At 59.6% G+C, this 15,520-nt stretch carries 14 protein-coding genes; 9 read left to right on the top strand and 5 right to left on the bottom strand.

Going from position 1 to position 15,520, the window contains the following annotated elements:
• The first annotated feature begins 11 nt into the window (after nucleotides 1–11).
• On the top strand, nucleotides 12–3,476 hold the full coding sequence (locus IH404_RS13615) for a membrane-targeted effector domain-containing toxin (protein ID WP_194440631.1): 3,465 nt from the start codon (nucleotides 12–14) through the stop codon (nucleotides 3,474–3,476).
• Between the two features lie 47 nt (nucleotides 3,477–3,523).
• Here IH404_RS13615 and IH404_RS13610 read toward each other — a convergent pair whose 3' ends face one another.
• From IH404_RS13610 to IH404_RS13590, 5 genes are read right to left on the bottom strand one after another with little or no spacing between them, the layout of a single operon-like run.
• Nucleotides 3,524–4,228, bottom strand: coding sequence for an ABC transporter permease (locus IH404_RS13610; protein ID WP_164699546.1), 705 nt, complete (start codon nucleotides 4,226–4,228; stop codon nucleotides 3,524–3,526).
• A gap of 53 nt (nucleotides 4,229–4,281) precedes the next feature.
• A complete protein-coding gene (locus IH404_RS13605; protein ID WP_194440630.1) occupies nucleotides 4,282–5,481 on the bottom strand; it encodes an ABC transporter substrate-binding protein in 1,200 nt (399 codons plus the stop codon).
• On the bottom strand, nucleotides 5,468–6,271 hold the full coding sequence (locus IH404_RS13600; protein ID WP_194440629.1) for an ABC transporter ATP-binding protein: 804 nt from the start codon (nucleotides 6,269–6,271) through the stop codon (nucleotides 5,468–5,470). Before IH404_RS13600 ends, IH404_RS13605 begins: the two co-directional genes overlap by 14 nt.
• Nucleotides 6,268–7,329, bottom strand: coding sequence for an acyl-CoA dehydrogenase family protein (locus IH404_RS13595; protein WP_005788049.1), 1,062 nt, complete (start codon nucleotides 7,327–7,329; stop codon nucleotides 6,268–6,270). Before IH404_RS13595 ends, IH404_RS13600 begins: the two co-directional genes overlap by 4 nt.
• A 39-nt stretch (nucleotides 7,330–7,368) precedes the next feature.
• Nucleotides 7,369–7,929, bottom strand: a complete 561-nt coding sequence (locus tag IH404_RS13590) for a carboxymuconolactone decarboxylase family protein (protein ID WP_032875627.1) — start codon at nucleotides 7,927–7,929, stop codon at nucleotides 7,369–7,371.
• A 103-nt stretch (nucleotides 7,930–8,032) separates the two neighbouring features.
• On the opposite strand from IH404_RS13590, the gene IH404_RS13585 reads away from it, so the two are divergent.
• From IH404_RS13585 to glgA, 8 genes are all read left to right on the top strand, one after another.
• Nucleotides 8,033–8,938: an AraC family transcriptional regulator gene (locus IH404_RS13585; RefSeq protein WP_005788046.1), complete on the top strand. Its 906-nt coding sequence runs from the start codon at nucleotides 8,033–8,035 to the stop codon at nucleotides 8,936–8,938.
• A 200-nt stretch (nucleotides 8,939–9,138) separates the two neighbouring features.
• The gene (locus IH404_RS13580; RefSeq protein ID WP_194440628.1) at nucleotides 9,139–10,041 is read left to right on the top strand and encodes a calcium-binding protein; all 903 of its coding nucleotides are present in this window, start codon (nucleotides 9,139–9,141) and stop codon (nucleotides 10,039–10,041) included.
• Between the two features lie 90 nt (nucleotides 10,042–10,131).
• The gene (locus IH404_RS13575; protein WP_005788043.1) at nucleotides 10,132–10,590 is read left to right on the top strand and encodes an SRPBCC family protein; all 459 of its coding nucleotides are present in this window, start codon (nucleotides 10,132–10,134) and stop codon (nucleotides 10,588–10,590) included.
• A gap of 82 nt (nucleotides 10,591–10,672) precedes the next feature.
• Nucleotides 10,673–11,119 (top strand): DUF411 domain-containing protein, encoded by a 447-nt coding sequence (locus IH404_RS13570; RefSeq protein ID WP_005788041.1) that lies wholly within the window; start codon nucleotides 10,673–10,675, stop codon nucleotides 11,117–11,119.
• Nucleotides 11,120–11,122: 3 nt separating this feature from the next.
• On the top strand, nucleotides 11,123–11,566 hold the full coding sequence (locus IH404_RS13565) for a YqaA family protein (protein ID WP_194440627.1): 444 nt from the start codon (nucleotides 11,123–11,125) through the stop codon (nucleotides 11,564–11,566).
• Between the two features lie 45 nt (nucleotides 11,567–11,611).
• Nucleotides 11,612–12,613: an alpha/beta hydrolase gene (locus tag IH404_RS13560; protein WP_194440626.1), complete on the top strand. Its 1,002-nt coding sequence runs from the start codon at nucleotides 11,612–11,614 to the stop codon at nucleotides 12,611–12,613.
• Nucleotides 12,614–12,629: 16 nt separating this feature from the next.
• Nucleotides 12,630–13,583 (top strand): D-2-hydroxyacid dehydrogenase family protein, encoded by a 954-nt coding sequence (locus IH404_RS13555; RefSeq protein WP_194440625.1) that lies wholly within the window; start codon nucleotides 12,630–12,632, stop codon nucleotides 13,581–13,583.
• 371 nt (nucleotides 13,584–13,954) lie between these two features.
• Entirely contained in the window at nucleotides 13,955–15,511 is a 1,557-nt protein-coding gene (glgA, locus tag IH404_RS13550) for a glycogen synthase GlgA (RefSeq protein ID WP_005788034.1), read from the top strand.
• Nucleotides 15,512–15,520: the final 9 nt, after the last annotated feature.

Below are 15,520 nucleotides of genomic sequence, written 5' to 3'. Positions count from 1 at the left end.
GGTGAGTGACTGTGAACATTCAACATGCTGCCCCACTTCGTAGTTTGCAATTTTCGCCGCTATCTACCGACCTTCCCCAAACACCGCCAGATGTTGACGTTCAGGTGGGCGATACCACCGCCACCGCTGAGCCAGCGCTGCCGGATGGACGCCAGACACTGAGAAAAAAATTAAGCGACCGCCAGGAGCTGCATAACCTTGCCAAGGCCCTCGATACGGCGCTGGAGAAACTGCCCGAAGACGCGACGCCAGAGGCCGTGGCCGCGTATTTCCTGTCCACCCATCTCACGCTTGCGTCCGCCGATACGTCCCCACGCACCGCCAGCCTCGAATCGCTCATCAAAGCAGCAAGCCCTTACTATCCCAAGACCCGAGTAGAGCTGCAGGAGCTTGCCCAGACCCTCTACGAGCACGTCCAGAAGCACCCATTGGGCAACTTGAGTGGTGCTCTGGCCTGGACGCTGCCATTGAGCATTGAACATCAGCGCACGGCCTACAATGTCATCGCGTCGAATAGCGCGAATCTGCAAGGCTTGCCACTGCCCAAGCCTGGCGTCGGAGCCCTGGACTACCTTGCCAACGCCGTCACCCTGTCTCCACAACTGATGCAAGACCCTGCTGCCGCGCTGGAGAAACTGCTCGACTCACCGCAAGCCGCAGCGCTAGGCGCCGCGGTTCAAGCCAGTGTGGGCGGGATTGCCACAAGCAGCAGCGCCAATGATTATGTGCTGGCGACCATCCACTTGAGCCTCGACCCTGAAGCGCTGGATCAAAAATCCAATCGAAACATAGTGGCCGGCTTTGATTTGGGCGTCGAAATCCACAGGGACTCATCGCCCGCCTCCGTGGTTGAGGCCCTTGCCAATCACCTGAGCAGCACTGGCCGTACCTCCCCTGCTACCGCCGCGCTGGCAGCCCGGTTGCTGCTGATGCGGGTCGCCCCCCAGTTTTTGATCAAAGACATTCCAGCGTCAGTACGTTGCCACAGCCAGGCGTGGGCGAACTTATGTATCGCGGTGGCCGGTATCGAAGCTCACACGCCCGGCAGGACGATCAACATGAACTTCGCCGAAGTGATGTGCGCAGACCCGTCGCAATACCCAGCCAGTGAAGCGGCAAAGAAAAATGCACTGATTGACTGGTGTGTGGCCAACGACGTGATTTACCGCCTCGACGACGCACACTACACCGCGGAGGATTTCGAGTACGCCCGCACAGCTTTCAATGCTCAACATGAAGCGTTGAAAGAGGCGTCCGCTTTGCTCGACAAACCCTTGCCGAATCGAGAAAGAATGGCACAAGAACGAATCCAGCAGCACTTGGGTGATGACTTCCCTCTGGATGACAAACTCTTTTGTCTGAATTATCACAAGATGGGGCTCAAGGGCCAACGCCTCGGCCCTCTCTACTCGCTACGCGAGCTCACCATGCAAGGGCTGAAAATCAACACAAACGACTGGGTGATCCGCAATAACACCAAGGGCATCAACCTGGGTGCCGTCGCTCTTTTCACCCACAGCCCACACTTCAACGTCCCCCAGGAATTTGATAAACAATTCGCCGAAGTAACGACCCATTGTAAAAAAATCCACCATTACACGTGGATGAATGCCATTACCCAGTTGCCTGTCGCAGATCGAGAGATTTTAAACAACGCAAAGCTTGGTTTTTATCAAGAGAACACCTACCGCAGCTCGCCTATTCCGTTTTGGCCAAACAAACTGTTCCACACCAGCCCAAGAGTTTTGATGCAAGCAGAGCTCAAGGGCGAGAAACACGTCTACGAATTCGACCCGGTCACCGCGACTATCAAAAAAGCTTCTTCGGGACGCATCGCAGCGGATGAATACATAGCCAATGAAGTCACCAGGATCGAAGCGCTCCCACTCAGCAAGAACCTGAATAGTCTGGGTATCGAAAAGACCCGAGAAAGCCCCCCTGTCAACACATTCAAAAACCCACGCATCCACGACATCGCCCAGATGATAGTCAACGCGCAGGGCATCGACAGTGACGCCGTCAGGCGGCAAGCAGAAGGTAGGACGTCTACGGAGAGGAACCGTGACACCCTCAATACCATCGGCGAATTTATCCTCGATCTGATTCCGCTGAGAACGGCCATCGTCAATTGGCGTAACGGCAACTATAAAGATGCGGCTGTCGATCTGGCATTTGACGTCTTCGGTTTTCTCACTGCCGGCGTGGGCACCGCGTCAAAACTGCTGAAGGGCGCGCATAAAACCAGCAACGCCATCAGCAAACTGGCGCGCGCCACCCGAATAATCGGCGCCGACGTCTTGAGCGCTTTCAATCCGCTGGGTGGTTTAGGCGATGCGGCGGTGGGCGCCGGCAAGCTGGCTCTGGCAGGTGCCGGCGCAGCCGGTGACGGCATACAGCGTCTGCGAGGCATGGCCAGGGGCAGCGACCTGATCGAGGCAGGCGCGGCCTTCGATGATGTCGCTATCGGCCTGTTCAAGCGTGGTGACAAAAACCTGGAAGCCTCTGCCGTTCTACATGAGGGCAAATGGTACGCCGTGGATGCGGACACTCGGGAGCCTTACGGCCCGCCTCTTGAGGCGTTCGTTCCGACGCATACTTACATGCCTGTGGCATACGCCCCAAGTCATTCGCAAGCGCATCGATTCGACCCGATAGGTCGACCTACACGTCCCAGGATCAGCAGCAAAGTCACAAGAAAGGAGCTGCCCAAAGGCAGCTACGTAGAAAGCATGAAAGGGAAACTGGAGCCAGGGCACTTCCTGCGCGGTGACGGCAAAGATGAAACCCTGAAAAAATTCATCGAGGAAATGTACGAGACCTATGACGCCATCAAAGACGGCGCCCTGCCACCACGCATAGTGGCGCCGCAAATCTCCAAGACCGCGCCCGCAGCCGAAGTGATCACAGAGGCACTGAAAGTGTCCAATGGCATCGTGTTCGGAGAGTCCCATAAAGAGATGGCCAGCTTTAAGTTGCTCTTCGACAATGTTGAAAAATTTAAACAGGAAGGGGTGAAGAAGATCTATTTCGAAGGCGTCATCGACTTACCGCCCAAGGGTATTGTGGATGATGGCATCGGCAACCTTGCCAATCCTAACCTCCCTCGTACCCAACCGACCTTTGACGAGCTCAAAGCCAAGTTCGAGTTGCATGGCATCGAAGTGTTGCCGCTTGATCACTATTATTTAACCCGGCATAAAGACGCAAAACTAGGCCGCACCGAGACAGGGTTCGGCTCCAGGCAACGCCTCGAAGAGTTCAATTACTATGCGTCAGAAGTGATCCAGGCCAACTCTGGAACGGAAAAGTGGCTTGCCTTGGTCGGTCAATCACACATGAATACCACTGAGGGTGTTCCGGGCTTGGCCGAGATGACAGGCAGCATCAGTATCGGGGTCTTCGACAAACCTTCGCCCAACGTACGAAACCCTCTCTCCCCCACAGACTTGCCAGGTGACCTGGTTATTCAGGTTTAACCCTGCCCTGCGCTTCGAGCGACAGTGTGTCGCTCGAATGTGCGTGTTTATCCCCGCTGCACCCAGCGCTGGTGCAGCCCACGTGCCAGCGCATCCAGCGCGAACCCCAACAGCCCGATCACCACCACCATCGCCATCAACTCCGAATACGCCAGGCGATCACGGGTATCGAGGATGTAATAGCCCAGCCCTGCACTGACCCCGAGCATCTCGCACGGCACCAGCACGATCCATAGGATACCGATGGCCAGGCGTACGCCGGTCAGCACATGCCCGACCACACCAGGAATGATGACTCGACGCAACGTCTCCCAGCGCGTGGCACTCAGGCTCTTGCTCAACTGCAACCAACGCGGGTCGAGTTGACGCACGCCGGCTGCGGTGTTGAGCACGATCGGCCATACCGCGGCAAACGCCAGCAGGAAATAGATCGGCTGGTCGCCTACCCCCATGAGCATCACCACGATCGGCATCCAGGACAACGGCGAAATCATCCGCAGAAACTGGAAGGCCGGCGTGGTCGCCGCTTCCAGTCTGCGCGAACTGCCCACCAGCAGCCCCAGTGGCACCCCCACTAACAGTGCGAGAAACAGCCCGACAAAAATGCGCTTGAGGCTCACGGCAATGTGCAGGTACAGCTCGCTGCGCCCAAGCAGTTCCCACAGGCTGCTTGCGGTGGCCGCCAGCGAAAAACGCGCCGACAGGCCGTCGGCCTCGCCGAACACTTTTACGCCCAGCCACCACAGCAACATCAAACCTGCCAAGCCGCTCAACCCCAGCGACCAGCCCAGGATTCTACCGTTGTTCAAACGCCAATCTCCTCATGCCGCTCATAGCCGCCCGGCAAGCCGAAGGTTTTCATGCCGCCCACCGCCTCGATCGCTTGACGCACGAAACGGTCGTCCACCAGGTCCTTGGCGACGAATGCCGGATCGAGATCGGCAAGAAACTTCTTGTCGCCTTCGATCAGCGTGTCTTTGAGGCGGCGCACCAGTTCTTCGGTGTAACTGGGGAAGGGATAAGGCTGAAAGTCGATGCGGTGCTCGTCCCAATTGGCGTGCTGGATCGCACCGTCCGCCAAATAGGCGGCGCGGTCGCTGGCAGCCGGGGCCAGGACTTTGCTCAACACCGGCTCGGCGTGTGGCGTGTAACGGTTCGGGCCATCCTTGGACAAGAGCTTCACCGCCTCTTCGCGGTTGTTGCGGGTCCACACCTGGGCCTTGACGATAGCGTTCACTACTTTCTGCGACCACTCCGGGCGGTTGGTCAGATCGTGTTCGTGCATGAACACCACACAGCACGCGTGGTTGCGCCATACGTCGCCAGTGAAGCGCTGCACGCGGCCGACCTTGAGGTTCTCGGCCAGCGCGTTGAACGGCTCGGCGACGATATAGCCGTCGATGCGCTTGCTGGCCAGTGCGGGCGGCATGTCCGACGGCGGCAACACGATCAGGTTGACTTCATTGGCGGCAATCGAACTGCCGGTCGCACGCGTCACCGGCGTGAGGCCGTTGTCGCGGAACAGCTGTTGCACAACCACGTTATGGATCGAGTACCAGAACGGAATCGCCACCGACTTGCCGCCCAGTTGCTTCACGTCGGTTATGCCTGGCGATACAGTCAGGCCCGAGCCGCCCACATGGTTCCAGGCCACGACTTTGGCCGGCACCTTGCTGCCGTAGCGCGCCCACACGGTCATCGGTGACAGCAGGTGAATCACGTTGACCTGCCCCGAGATGAACGCCTCGATCACCTGGGCCCAACTGCGCAACAGCACCGGACGTTCGGCCTTGATGCCTTCGGCTTCGAACAGGCCGTTGTTGTGGGCAACCAGCAACGGCGTGGCGTCGGTGATCGGCAGATAACCGATACGCACCGGCGCGTCGGGCTCATTGGCGGCACGCGCCTGCAGGCTGCTCAACAGCGGCAAGGCGCCGGCGGCACTGAGCACCGCCGAGAGTTTGAGAAAGTCACGGCGCGAGTGGGTCAGGTCATCCAGACACATGGCTAAGCTCCTGTTGTTCAAGGGGGTTGGGTTGAGGGCGGCTCGCCTGCCGTAAGGTTTTCAGAATATCGATACGCAGCGCGCCGATGGCCTTGACCTGTTCGTCCCGAGGTTGCGGCAAGTCGATATGCCATTCACCCAACGTCCGTGCCGGGCGGTTACCCAGTAGCAGGATGCGGTCGGACAGCAGTAGCGCTTCGTCGATGTCATGGGTGATCAATACCGCCGCCGAACCTTGCTCACGGTTGACCTTGAGCAGCAGGTGCTGCATGTCGGCGCGGGTCACTTCGTCCAGCGCGCCGAAGGGCTCATCCAGCAGCAGCACTTGAGGCTGGCGGGCCAGGCAGCGGGCCAGCGCGGAGCGCTGGGCCATGCCGCCGGACAGTTGCGCCGGGAACTGCTGGCGCGCATGTTCCAGGCCTACCGCCGCGATGGCGTGGTCGACACGACGGCGGCGCTCTTCAACACTCAGGTGCGGTTGGCGGGCGAAGTCCAGGCCAAAGGCGACGTTCTTTTCCAGGTTCAACCAGGGCAACAGGCTTGGGTCCTGAAAGGCCACCGCCACCCGTGGGTGCGGACCGCTCAAGGGTTCGCCCAACACGTGCACACGACCGGCCTGGGGTAGCTGCAAGCCGGCAAGCACACGCAGCAGGCTGGATTTGCCCACGCCGCTGGGCCCCAGGATCGACACCACTTCGCCCGCCTGCAACTGCAAGTCAAACCCTTGCAGTACCGGGCCGCTGGCATACCCCAGGCAAATCCCCTGGGCCGTCATGACCGCCTGGCTCATAGGTTGGCCTGGCGCTGCAACTCAGTGCGCAGTTGCACCAGGCTGGGCGTCACAATCGGCACAAATGCCGACTCGCGCCAGCGCCGCGCAAAACCACTGCCGTGGGCGGTGAGGTAGGCCTTGCCGCCACTGGCCTGCAGTTCAAGCTGCACGGCGCTGGCGGCGGTTTCTGCCAGGGCAATGCGCAGCTTGAACAAGGGGATCGGCTCGGCAGCAAAGCGCCCGGCCAGCAACCCGCTCTTGAGCTCGCTGACCAGATGGTCCAGCGTCGCCCGCAAGGCTTCCAGCTCTTCGCGCAACACCGTACGGCTGGCCCCCAGATGATTGGCCACCTCGGCCAGGGAACGGCGGGCCAGGCCAATCGACATGCCGCACTGCAAGCCAAGAAACGCCGGGCGCACTGCCGGCAGGAACTTGCGCGCGTCCTCGTGCAGCAACCAGTCACGGCTCAGCTCCACGCCTTCCAGGCCAAGGGCAGCGGTGTTGCTCGATTGCAACCCAAGCAGCTCCAGATCGCGGGAGCGCTGCAAGCCCGCCACTGAATCCGGGATCGCCAGGATAAACGGCGTACCACCGCCGGCATGTTCGATAGCAGCTGCGGCGACAAAACCATTTTTGCGCAGGTTGGTCACCCAATGCAGACGACCGTTGAGCGTCCAGCCATGCTCGTTGGGCTCGGCGCTGATCTGCAACGACTCGATACCCGATATGAACTTCATCGCATTCGACAGCCCGGTGGCTCCGGCCAACTTGCCGCTGAGCAGGTCCGGCATCAGGTGTTCGCGCAGGCGCTGATTGGGGCTCTGCAACAAGTACTCGATAAACGAGCGCTGGCCCCAGCACACAAATGCCGCCGCCAGGGAATGGCTGGCCACATTGGCGATGGCCTCGACCGCACCCGTCACGTCACCGCCCAGCCCGCCCAGTTGGGTGGGCACACCGATTTTCAGAATATTGGCTTCTGCCAGGCGTGGCAGCACTTCCTGTGGATCGCAACTGCCCACATCCAGGGCCTGCGCTTGAACATCGAGCCAACGGCTCAAGATTGGGTCAAGCATTCATGTCTCTCCTTTTACAGCAGGTGGACCATCGCCGATTCAGCTTGCCGGTTTTTCCCAGCGATACTGCGCCAGTTCCGGGTTCAGCGGGGTACGGGCAAACACGTTAGCGAAGTTGCACAGGGTTGCCAGGCTTACGCCCAGGATGACCTCCAGCGCGTGGCCCTTGGTATAGCCGGCCGCGAGAAATGCCTCAAAGCCGGCATCGCTGACATCACCCCGAGTGGCGATCACTTCGCGGGTAAAGGCGGCGAGTGTCTCATAGCGAGTATCAGGCAGCTCACCCAGCCGGCGCAGGGCCTCGATCACGTTCTCGGGCAGCTTGGCCTTGTTGCGCGCAACGGCGGTGTGGCCGGCGACACAGAAATCGCACCCGTGGGTAGTAGCAGCAATCAACTGCACCACTTCGCGGTCGGCCAGGCTCAGTTCGGCCTTGGCATTCAAGCCGGAGACAGTGATATAGGTTTCCAGCGCCGCCGGTGCATTGGCCAACACCGCCAGCAGATTAGGAATGAAACCCGAGGCCTTCTGCGCATTTTCCAGGAAAGGTTTCGCCGCTTCCGGGGCGGTGTCAGGGGTGAGCAACGGTACACGGGACATGGAGTGGTCTCCTGTTGGGTTCGAGTGCGCCAGTCTGTTGGTTCTAAAAAAATCGCTCAATAGGCTAAAGTAGCGATTACTTGCTCTTGAGTCTTTCCATTAGATGAATTCGTCCAGCACACTTGTCGATTGGTTATTAGATAGCCTTGAACTCAATACCAATTTGTTTCACGTCGGCCGCTACTGCGGTGACTGGCACGCCAGCACGCACGGCCTGGCCCAGGCAAGCTTCCATTTGATCGTGCAGGGCGATTGCTGGCTGCATATCGACGGTGATCCAACGCCCCGGCACCTGAACAATGGTGACGCCGTGTTTCTACTGCGTGACCTGGCCTATCGGTTGTCCGGGGAAAGTACCGCGGCAAGCGCCCAAGAGTGCCCTCGCCGGCCGATGCTGCCCCTCGACAGCAGTGCCATGGATGGCGTGGGCCTGGTTTGCGGCTTCTTCCATTTCCAATCCGGCTTGTCGGCGATGATTGTCGACAGCCTGCCCGCCTGGATCATCCTGCGTGCCGGTGATCCATCGTTGACCGCTGCGCGCAATCTGTTCGAATTGATCCTGCAGGAGTGCGAGCGCCTACCCGCGCCCTCCTCGGCCTTGCTCGAACGTCTTTGCCACTTGTTGTTTTTATATGTACTGCGCCAGCAAGTCATCGACAACACCGAGCTGGGCGGCCTGGCAGCGTTGGGCCGGCAACCGGCATTTGCCGGCCTGCTGGAGCAACTGATTGCGCGCCCGGCCGAGCCCTGGAGCCTGGAAAGCATGGCGGCGTGCACGGGGTTATCCCGTTCGGCGTTTTTCAAGCGTTTCAGGGAGTTATGCGGGCAGTCGCCGGGGCAGGTATTGCTGGTGATACGTATGCGCCATGCCTGTGGGCTGCTCAAGGCGGACCAGACCGTGGCCGAGGTCTCGCTGGCAGCCGGGTATCAGTCGGTGGCCGCATTTACCCGGGCCTTTCATAAAGTCACCGGTCAGCAACCCGGCGCCTATCGCAGGGCACAAGCCTAAGCAATCGCCGGTTTGCGCTACCCCAGGCAAGTGCTGGCCATGCTGGATATCTGATCGCCCCGGGGGGCGCATTAAAGGTTGGCATAAATGCCTTGACGCAAATGCGTCACCGCCCGCGGGAACCCTTTGGGCTGATCCTCCACGCAAGAGTAGTCATGGCGCACTGTCAGACTTTCTACGATCAACCCGAAGGACACCTGATGCTATTACCCCTCACTCATGCAGCAGTCCCCCATCACTCCACGGCTTCCACCGAACCGCAGCGGTCCAAGCCGTCACCCTATGACCCCCCCTTAGACCTGCAGCTGGGCGTACCGAATATCAGGACGCACCTGCTGCTTGAAAAAAGTGATGTGACCTTCAGCCGGGAAATTACCTGGAGCACCCGGAACCCAGAAAAACCGCAGATCAGCTCCAGCCGACTTGTGATAGAAACCAGTAACGGCGCCGACGAGGTCCACGTGCGCAGTTGGCCGGGCGACAAGCTGCAGTTCATCATCAACGGCAGACCGTATGTGCTTGACGCCAAAGCACCACAAGGCCCGGATCAGAGCCTTTTGATCAAAACCAACGGCGGCGATGACAGGGTCATCATCGATGATGACGTCAAGCACCTCCTGGAAGTACAGGGTGGCGCCGGAAACGACTTCATCCAGGCCGGCGGTGGCGTGTCCGGGCTATTTGGCGGCAGCGGCCACGATACTCTGCTCTTGGGCAGCAACTCAGGCTACGCCGAAGGCAACGACGGAGACGACCTGATCATCGGCGGCAGTGGCAACGCCATCATGTTCGGTAACGGGGGCAACGACCGACTCGATGCAGGGGTTGGCAATGCACATAAACAGAACTTGCTCGATGGTGGCGACGGCGACGACAAACTGTATGCCGGTAGCGGGACCAACCATCTGAAGGGCGGCAACGGCGATGATCTGCTGACAGGGCATGACCGTACGTCTTTCTATACCGGTGAAGGTAATGATCGCATCGCCAATCATCGGCCAACGGACAGCATTTACACGCGCGTCAATGATAAGTTGACACTCACCCAAGGCTCGGCCTGGAATCAGGCCAAACCGGGCAAAGCCAGCGAGCAACCAAGTTAACCAACGGTCGCAATACTCCCGTGCGAAGCGCGGGAGTCGGACTATTCTGACAACTCCCAGTGTAAAAACCCGCCACACAGGAGGTGTGTCATGCACGCGACTGAGCAGCCGATCCGCTTGGAGCAGATCAGTCAGGAACGCTTCATCCAGGTCCCAATCCATACTGTTTACGATTATGTAACCCAGCCCGACCGCTGGCACGAATGGCACCCCTCCTCCCTCAGCGCCGACACCGGCACCCGCGGCTCATTGCCGGTCGGCTCGCGCTTTACTGAAGACATAGACCTGCTGGGCATTCGCGTATCAATGAGCTACCGCGTGCAAATCGCCCGCTGCCCCGACGAGTTCAAGACCGTGTTCACCTCACTGGCAGTGGACGGTTGTATCCATTATTTTTTGCAAGCTCATCAGGGTGGCACTCGGTTCAAGCGCGTATTGACGTATGAAACCGAACTGCAACTGGCAACCTTGCACGAACGCATGATCAAACTCTCCGCCATCGCCCTGGACCAGCTCAAGCAGCGGTTGGAAAGCCCAAACTTCGTATAATTTAGAAACATTACCACCGCGTCTCAGTGTAAAAAGCAGGGAGAATGCGCGGTTTATTGCTGCGCTTTCAGTGAGACCCCTGATGAAAATCCCATTGCGACTGGCCTTGCTCTGCGCCCTGCTTGCCACCCCCCTGGCCCAGGCCGCCGAGCTGATTCCCATCGATGTACACCGCGATGCCAATTGCGGTTGCTGCAAAAAATGGATCAGCCATCTGGAAAACAACGGTTTCAAGGTCAACGACCACGTTGAAGCAGACATGAGCGCGGTCAAGCAACGCCTGGGCGTCGCCCCGCGCCTTGGCTCATGCCACACGGCGGTAATCGATGGCAAATTCGTCGAAGGTCACGTACCTGCCGAACAAGTAATGGCCTTGCGCAAGCGCGACGACCTGCTGGGTCTTGCCGCACCGGGCATGCCCCTGGGCTCCCCAGGCATGGAAGTTGACGGTCGCAGCGAGGCCTATCAAGTCATTGGCCTGACCCGCGACGGCAAAGACGTAGTAGTAGCCGACTACCCGGCACATTGACCGGTGCTGACGGGTTACCTGGGCCTGTTCGTCGCAGCGTTTGGCGCCGCAACGTTATTGCCCCTGCAATCGGAAGCCGTGTTGGTGGGCCTGTTGCTGAACGGCCAGTACCAGCTGTGGCTACTGCTGGGCATCGCCACGTTGGGCAACGTGCTGGGTTCGGTGGTCAATTGGCTGCTCGGACGCTCGGTGGAACGTTTCAAGGAGCGGCGCTGGTTTCCAGTGAGCGCCAGGCAACTGGACAAAGCCCGCCGCCATTACGACCGTTGGGGGCACTGGACATTGTTGCTCAGTTGGGTACCGATCATTGGTGACCCGCTGACGCTGGTAGCCGGGGTGATGCGCGAGCCGTTGTGGCGTTTTTTGCTGTTGGTTACCCTGGCCAAAGGCGTACGTTATGGCGTGCTCGCAGCGCTGACGTTGCAATGGGTGTTAATCCCCCGTTAATCCTCTCCCAAGAGCATCCGGACATCTTTCTCGGAGCCCCAGCCCATGCCTTTCATCCGTTCGTTATGCATAGCCGGCCTGTTTTCAGTGAGCGCCACCCCCGTGTTAGCCGCCACCTATGGCCCGGAACTCCAAGGCTTCCAATACCCCCATCCTCTCCAGCATTTCACCTTCCAATCCCAAGGCAAATCCCTGCAAATGGGCTACATGGACGTGCCCGCCAAAGGCACAGCCAACGGCCGCAGCGTGGTGCTGATGCACGGCAAGAACTTTTGCGGTGCCACCTGGGAAGGTTCGATCAAGGCCTTGAGCGACGCCGGTTACCGCGTGATCGCGCCGGACCAGGTGGGCTTCTGCACCTCCAGCAAGCCCGAGCATTACCAGTACAGCTTCCAGCAATTGGCGGCCAACACCCACCAACTGCTGGAAAAACTCGGCATCCAGAAAGCCACGGTGATCGGCCATTCCACCGGCGGGATGCTTGCCACTCGCTATGCCTTGATGTATCCCGAGCAAACCGAACAACTTGGACTGGTGAACCCTATCGGCCTGGAAGACTGGAAAGCCCTCGGTGTGCCCTACCAGAGCGTCGACCAGTGGTACCAGCGCGAGCTGAAAATGAGCGCCGACGGGGTGCGCAAATATGAACGCGACACCTATTATGGCGGGCGCTGGAAGCCGGAATACGAACGCTGGGTGGATATGCTCGTCGGCCTGAACAAAGGCCCGGGGCATACCCAAGTCGCGTGGAACTCGGCATTGATTTACGACATGATCTTCACCCAACCGGTGTACTACGAATTCAAGGATCTGAAGGTGCCCACCCTGTTGCTAATTGGCACCAGCGACACCACAGCCATCGGCAAAGATGTGGCGCCGCCGGCGGTCAAGGCCAGGATTGGCAATTACCAAGTGCTGGGCAAGCAGGTGGCCAAGCTGATTCCCCACGCCACGCTGGTGGAATTCCCCGGCCTGGGCCATGCGCCACAGATGGAAGAACCGGAGCAGTTTCATAAAGCGCTGTTGCAGGGTATGAATGCCCTTTGATTTCGAGGCCCATGGCATGTCGAGACAGATCGCAGTAATAGATGATTGGCAGAACGTCGCCAGTGACGTGGTGGATTGGTCGGCGCTGGACGGCGTGGGCCAGGTGCAGTTCCTCCACGACTACCCCGCTGATACGGCGACAATGGTTGAACGCTTGAAGGGCTTCGAGGTGATTTGCGTCATGCGCGAACGCTCCACCTTCGATGAGGCCCTGCTGCAAGAGTTGCCCAAGCTCAAATTGCTGGTCACCGGCGGTATGCGCAATGCTGCCATCGATATTGCCGCCGCCAAGGCCCTGGGTATCCAGGTGTGCGGCACCGACAGCTATAAACACGCGGCGCCGGAACTGACCTGGGCGCTGATCATGGCCTCTACGCGCAATCTGCTGGCCGAAGCCAACTCGCTGCGCGCAGGCGGATGGCAGGTGGGCCTGGGCGGTGACCTGCATGGCAAGACCCTGGGCGTGCTCGGCCTGGGCAGTATCGGCCAGAAAGTCGCGACGTTTGCCCAGGCATTCGGTATGCGGGTGATCGCCTGGAGCGAAAACCTCACGCCGCAACGGGCGGCTGAAGCAGGCGTGACATGGGTCAGCAAGCGCGAGTTGTTTGAACAGGCGGATATCCTCACCATCCATCTGGTGCTCAGTGAACGCAGCCGTGGGCTGGTGGATGCCCAGGCTCTGGCGTGGATGAAGCCCACGGCGCACCTGGTGAACACCGCACGCGGGCCGATTGTGGATGAGCAGGCGCTGGTGCAGGCATTGAGCAGTGGCCGCCTGGCCGGGGCGGCGCTGGATGTGTATGCCCAGGAGCCGCTGCCGGCTGATCATCCATTTCGCCGCTTGCCCAATGTGCTGGCCACGCCACACGTGGGGTATGTGAGTGAGCACAATTACCGGCAGTTCTATCAACAGATGATTGAAGACATTCAGGCCTGGGCCGATGGCGTGCCCATTCGCGCGCTGGGCTGACGCACCATTTAAGGGCGCCCTCCCCCTTGCCACAGAGGGCATATCGTTAGATTTATTTTGTCCTACAAAAAACCACGCTAAACCCGGCAGGCTCTGGGATCTGGCCTAGACTCATGACCGATGGGTCCGTTCCAAAACAAAAACCCCGCAAAAAATCTAAACTTTCCAACTCCGCCTCAGGTCAAGTTTTAGGTAAGGACGTGCACGAGCGTTTCACGCCGAATGCCCGTTCATCCAATCTTTTTCAGCCGACGTTGCAACTGGCATACGCCTTGCCAGCTTGTATAGCGCTGGTGTGCCTGGCCGCAGGATGCGGCCACTTGGAGCTAGTGGCAGCGGGCCATTAGCGAACCAACAAATGGGAGTGCATTATGATCAGTGCCGCAGTAGATACTCAGGGAGAGCGTTTTAGTCAGCCGGTAGGGGGGCCAACGTCTTTGGTCGACCTGCCCAACACTGTGCGGCCGATCGTGAGTCAGAATCCGAATCGAAAGAAAGTCTTGTTTGTCACTTCCGAGTTCGCCGACCTGGTGAAAACCGGTGGCCTGGGCGATGTGTCCGCCGCCCTGCCCCGCGCCATGGCGCATTTGCACGATGTGCGGGTGCTGATCCCTGGTTACCCGCAAGTGATGGAAAGCGACAACCCGATTCATATCGTCGGTGAACTGGGTGGCCACGCGGCGCTGCCGCCGTGCAAGATCGGGCGCATGGACCTTGCGGACGGCCTGGTCATCTATGTGCTGATCTGCCCCGAACTGTACGAGCGTGAAGGCACGCCGTACGGCGCCAATAACGGCCGCGACTGGCCGGATAACCATATTCGCTTCGCCCGCCTGGGCCTGGCCGCCGCTGACATGGCCGCCAACCTGGCACAGATCCATTGGTGCCCCGACCTGGTGCACGCCCATGACTGGCCCGCGGGCCTTGCGCCGGCGTACATGCACTGGCGTGGGTCACGCACGCCAACGCTGTTCACCATTCATAACCTGGCCTATCAGGGTGTGGTGAGCCTGGCGTCGACGCCCGAACTGGGCATTCCACCCCATGCCCTGCAGCAGGAAGGCATGGAGTTCTACGGCAAAATGTCGTTCCTCAAGGCGGGCATGGCGTATTCCAGCCACATCACCACCGTGAGCGCCACCTACGCCCAGGAAATCACCACGCCGGAATTCGGCTGTGGCCTGGATGGCTTTCTTGCCAGCAAGACTCAACAAGGTCTGCTCAGCGGGATTCCCAATGGCATCGACGAAAGCTGGGAAACGTCCACCGATACGCACTTGACCCACAATTTCAATATCGGCGACTGGGAAGGCAAGGCGATAAATGCCGCCCATGTGCGCGAGCTGTTTGGACTGCACGCGTCCAACGGCCCGCTGTTCGCCGTGGTGTCACGCCTGGTTTATCAGAAGGGTCTGGACCTGACTGAAGCGGTCGCCGGCTTTATCGTCGAAAACGGTGGCCAGATCGCGATCATCGGCCGTGGCGAACCCGAAGAAGAACAGGCCATGCGCGAATTGGCGCTGCGCTTCCCGGGCCAGGTGGGTGTGCGCATCGGCTTCAACGAGACCGATGCCCGTCGCATGTTTGCCGGCAGCGACTTCCTGTTGATGCCTTCGCGCTATGAACCTTGCGGCCTGAGCCAGATGTACGCGCAACGCTTTGGTTCGTTGCCGGTGGCGCGTAATACCGGTGGCCTGGCGGACACCATCGAAGATGGCGTCACCGGCTTCCTGTTCAATGAATCGACGGTGCAAAGCTACGAAGAAGCCCTGCGCCGTGCCTTCAAGGTATTCGCCTTCCCCGGCCTGCTCAACGCCATGCGCAGCCGCGCCATGACACAACCGTTCAACTGGTGCCAGGCGGTTGAACCCTACGCTGAGCTCTACGAACAACTGGTGGCCAAGGCCTTGGGGAAACCAACCAAATAGCCACTTGAA

Source organism: Pseudomonas sp. OST1909, assembly GCF_015277575.1.
Lineage (GTDB): Bacteria > Pseudomonadota > Gammaproteobacteria > Pseudomonadales > Pseudomonadaceae > Aquipseudomonas > Aquipseudomonas synxantha_A.
Note: the sequence above shows the minus strand (reverse complement) of the source record. Positions and strands in the feature narration are given on the sequence as shown.

Excerpts from the sequence above, each read along its gene's own strand:
- IH404_RS13610 (WP_164699546.1), bottom strand. The coding sequence starts at position 4,228 with ATGTTGCTGTGGTGGCTGGGCGTAAAAGTGTTCGGCGAGGCCGACGGC.
- IH404_RS13605 (WP_194440630.1), bottom strand. The coding sequence starts at position 5,481 with ATGTGTCTGGATGACCTGACCCACTCGCGCCGTGACTTTCTCAAACTC.
- IH404_RS13600 (WP_194440629.1), bottom strand. The coding sequence starts at position 6,271 with ATGAGCCAGGCGGTCATGACGGCCCAGGGGATTTGCCTGGGGTATGCC.
- IH404_RS13595 (WP_005788049.1), bottom strand. The coding sequence starts at position 7,329 with ATGCTTGACCCAATCTTGAGCCGTTGGCTCGATGTTCAAGCGCAGGCC.
- IH404_RS13590 (WP_032875627.1), bottom strand. The coding sequence starts at position 7,929 with ATGTCCCGTGTACCGTTGCTCACCCCTGACACCGCCCCGGAAGCGGCG.
- IH404_RS13585 (WP_005788046.1), top strand. The coding sequence starts at position 8,033 with ATGAATTCGTCCAGCACACTTGTCGATTGGTTATTAGATAGCCTTGAA.
- IH404_RS13580 (WP_194440628.1), top strand. The coding sequence starts at position 9,139 with ATGCTATTACCCCTCACTCATGCAGCAGTCCCCCATCACTCCACGGCT.
- IH404_RS13575 (WP_005788043.1), top strand. The coding sequence starts at position 10,132 with ATGCACGCGACTGAGCAGCCGATCCGCTTGGAGCAGATCAGTCAGGAA.
- IH404_RS13570 (WP_005788041.1), top strand. The coding sequence starts at position 10,673 with ATGAAAATCCCATTGCGACTGGCCTTGCTCTGCGCCCTGCTTGCCACC.
- IH404_RS13560 (WP_194440626.1), top strand. The coding sequence starts at position 11,612 with ATGCCTTTCATCCGTTCGTTATGCATAGCCGGCCTGTTTTCAGTGAGC.
- IH404_RS13555 (WP_194440625.1), top strand. The coding sequence starts at position 12,630 with ATGTCGAGACAGATCGCAGTAATAGATGATTGGCAGAACGTCGCCAGT.
- glgA (WP_005788034.1), top strand. The coding sequence starts at position 13,955 with ATGATCAGTGCCGCAGTAGATACTCAGGGAGAGCGTTTTAGTCAGCCG.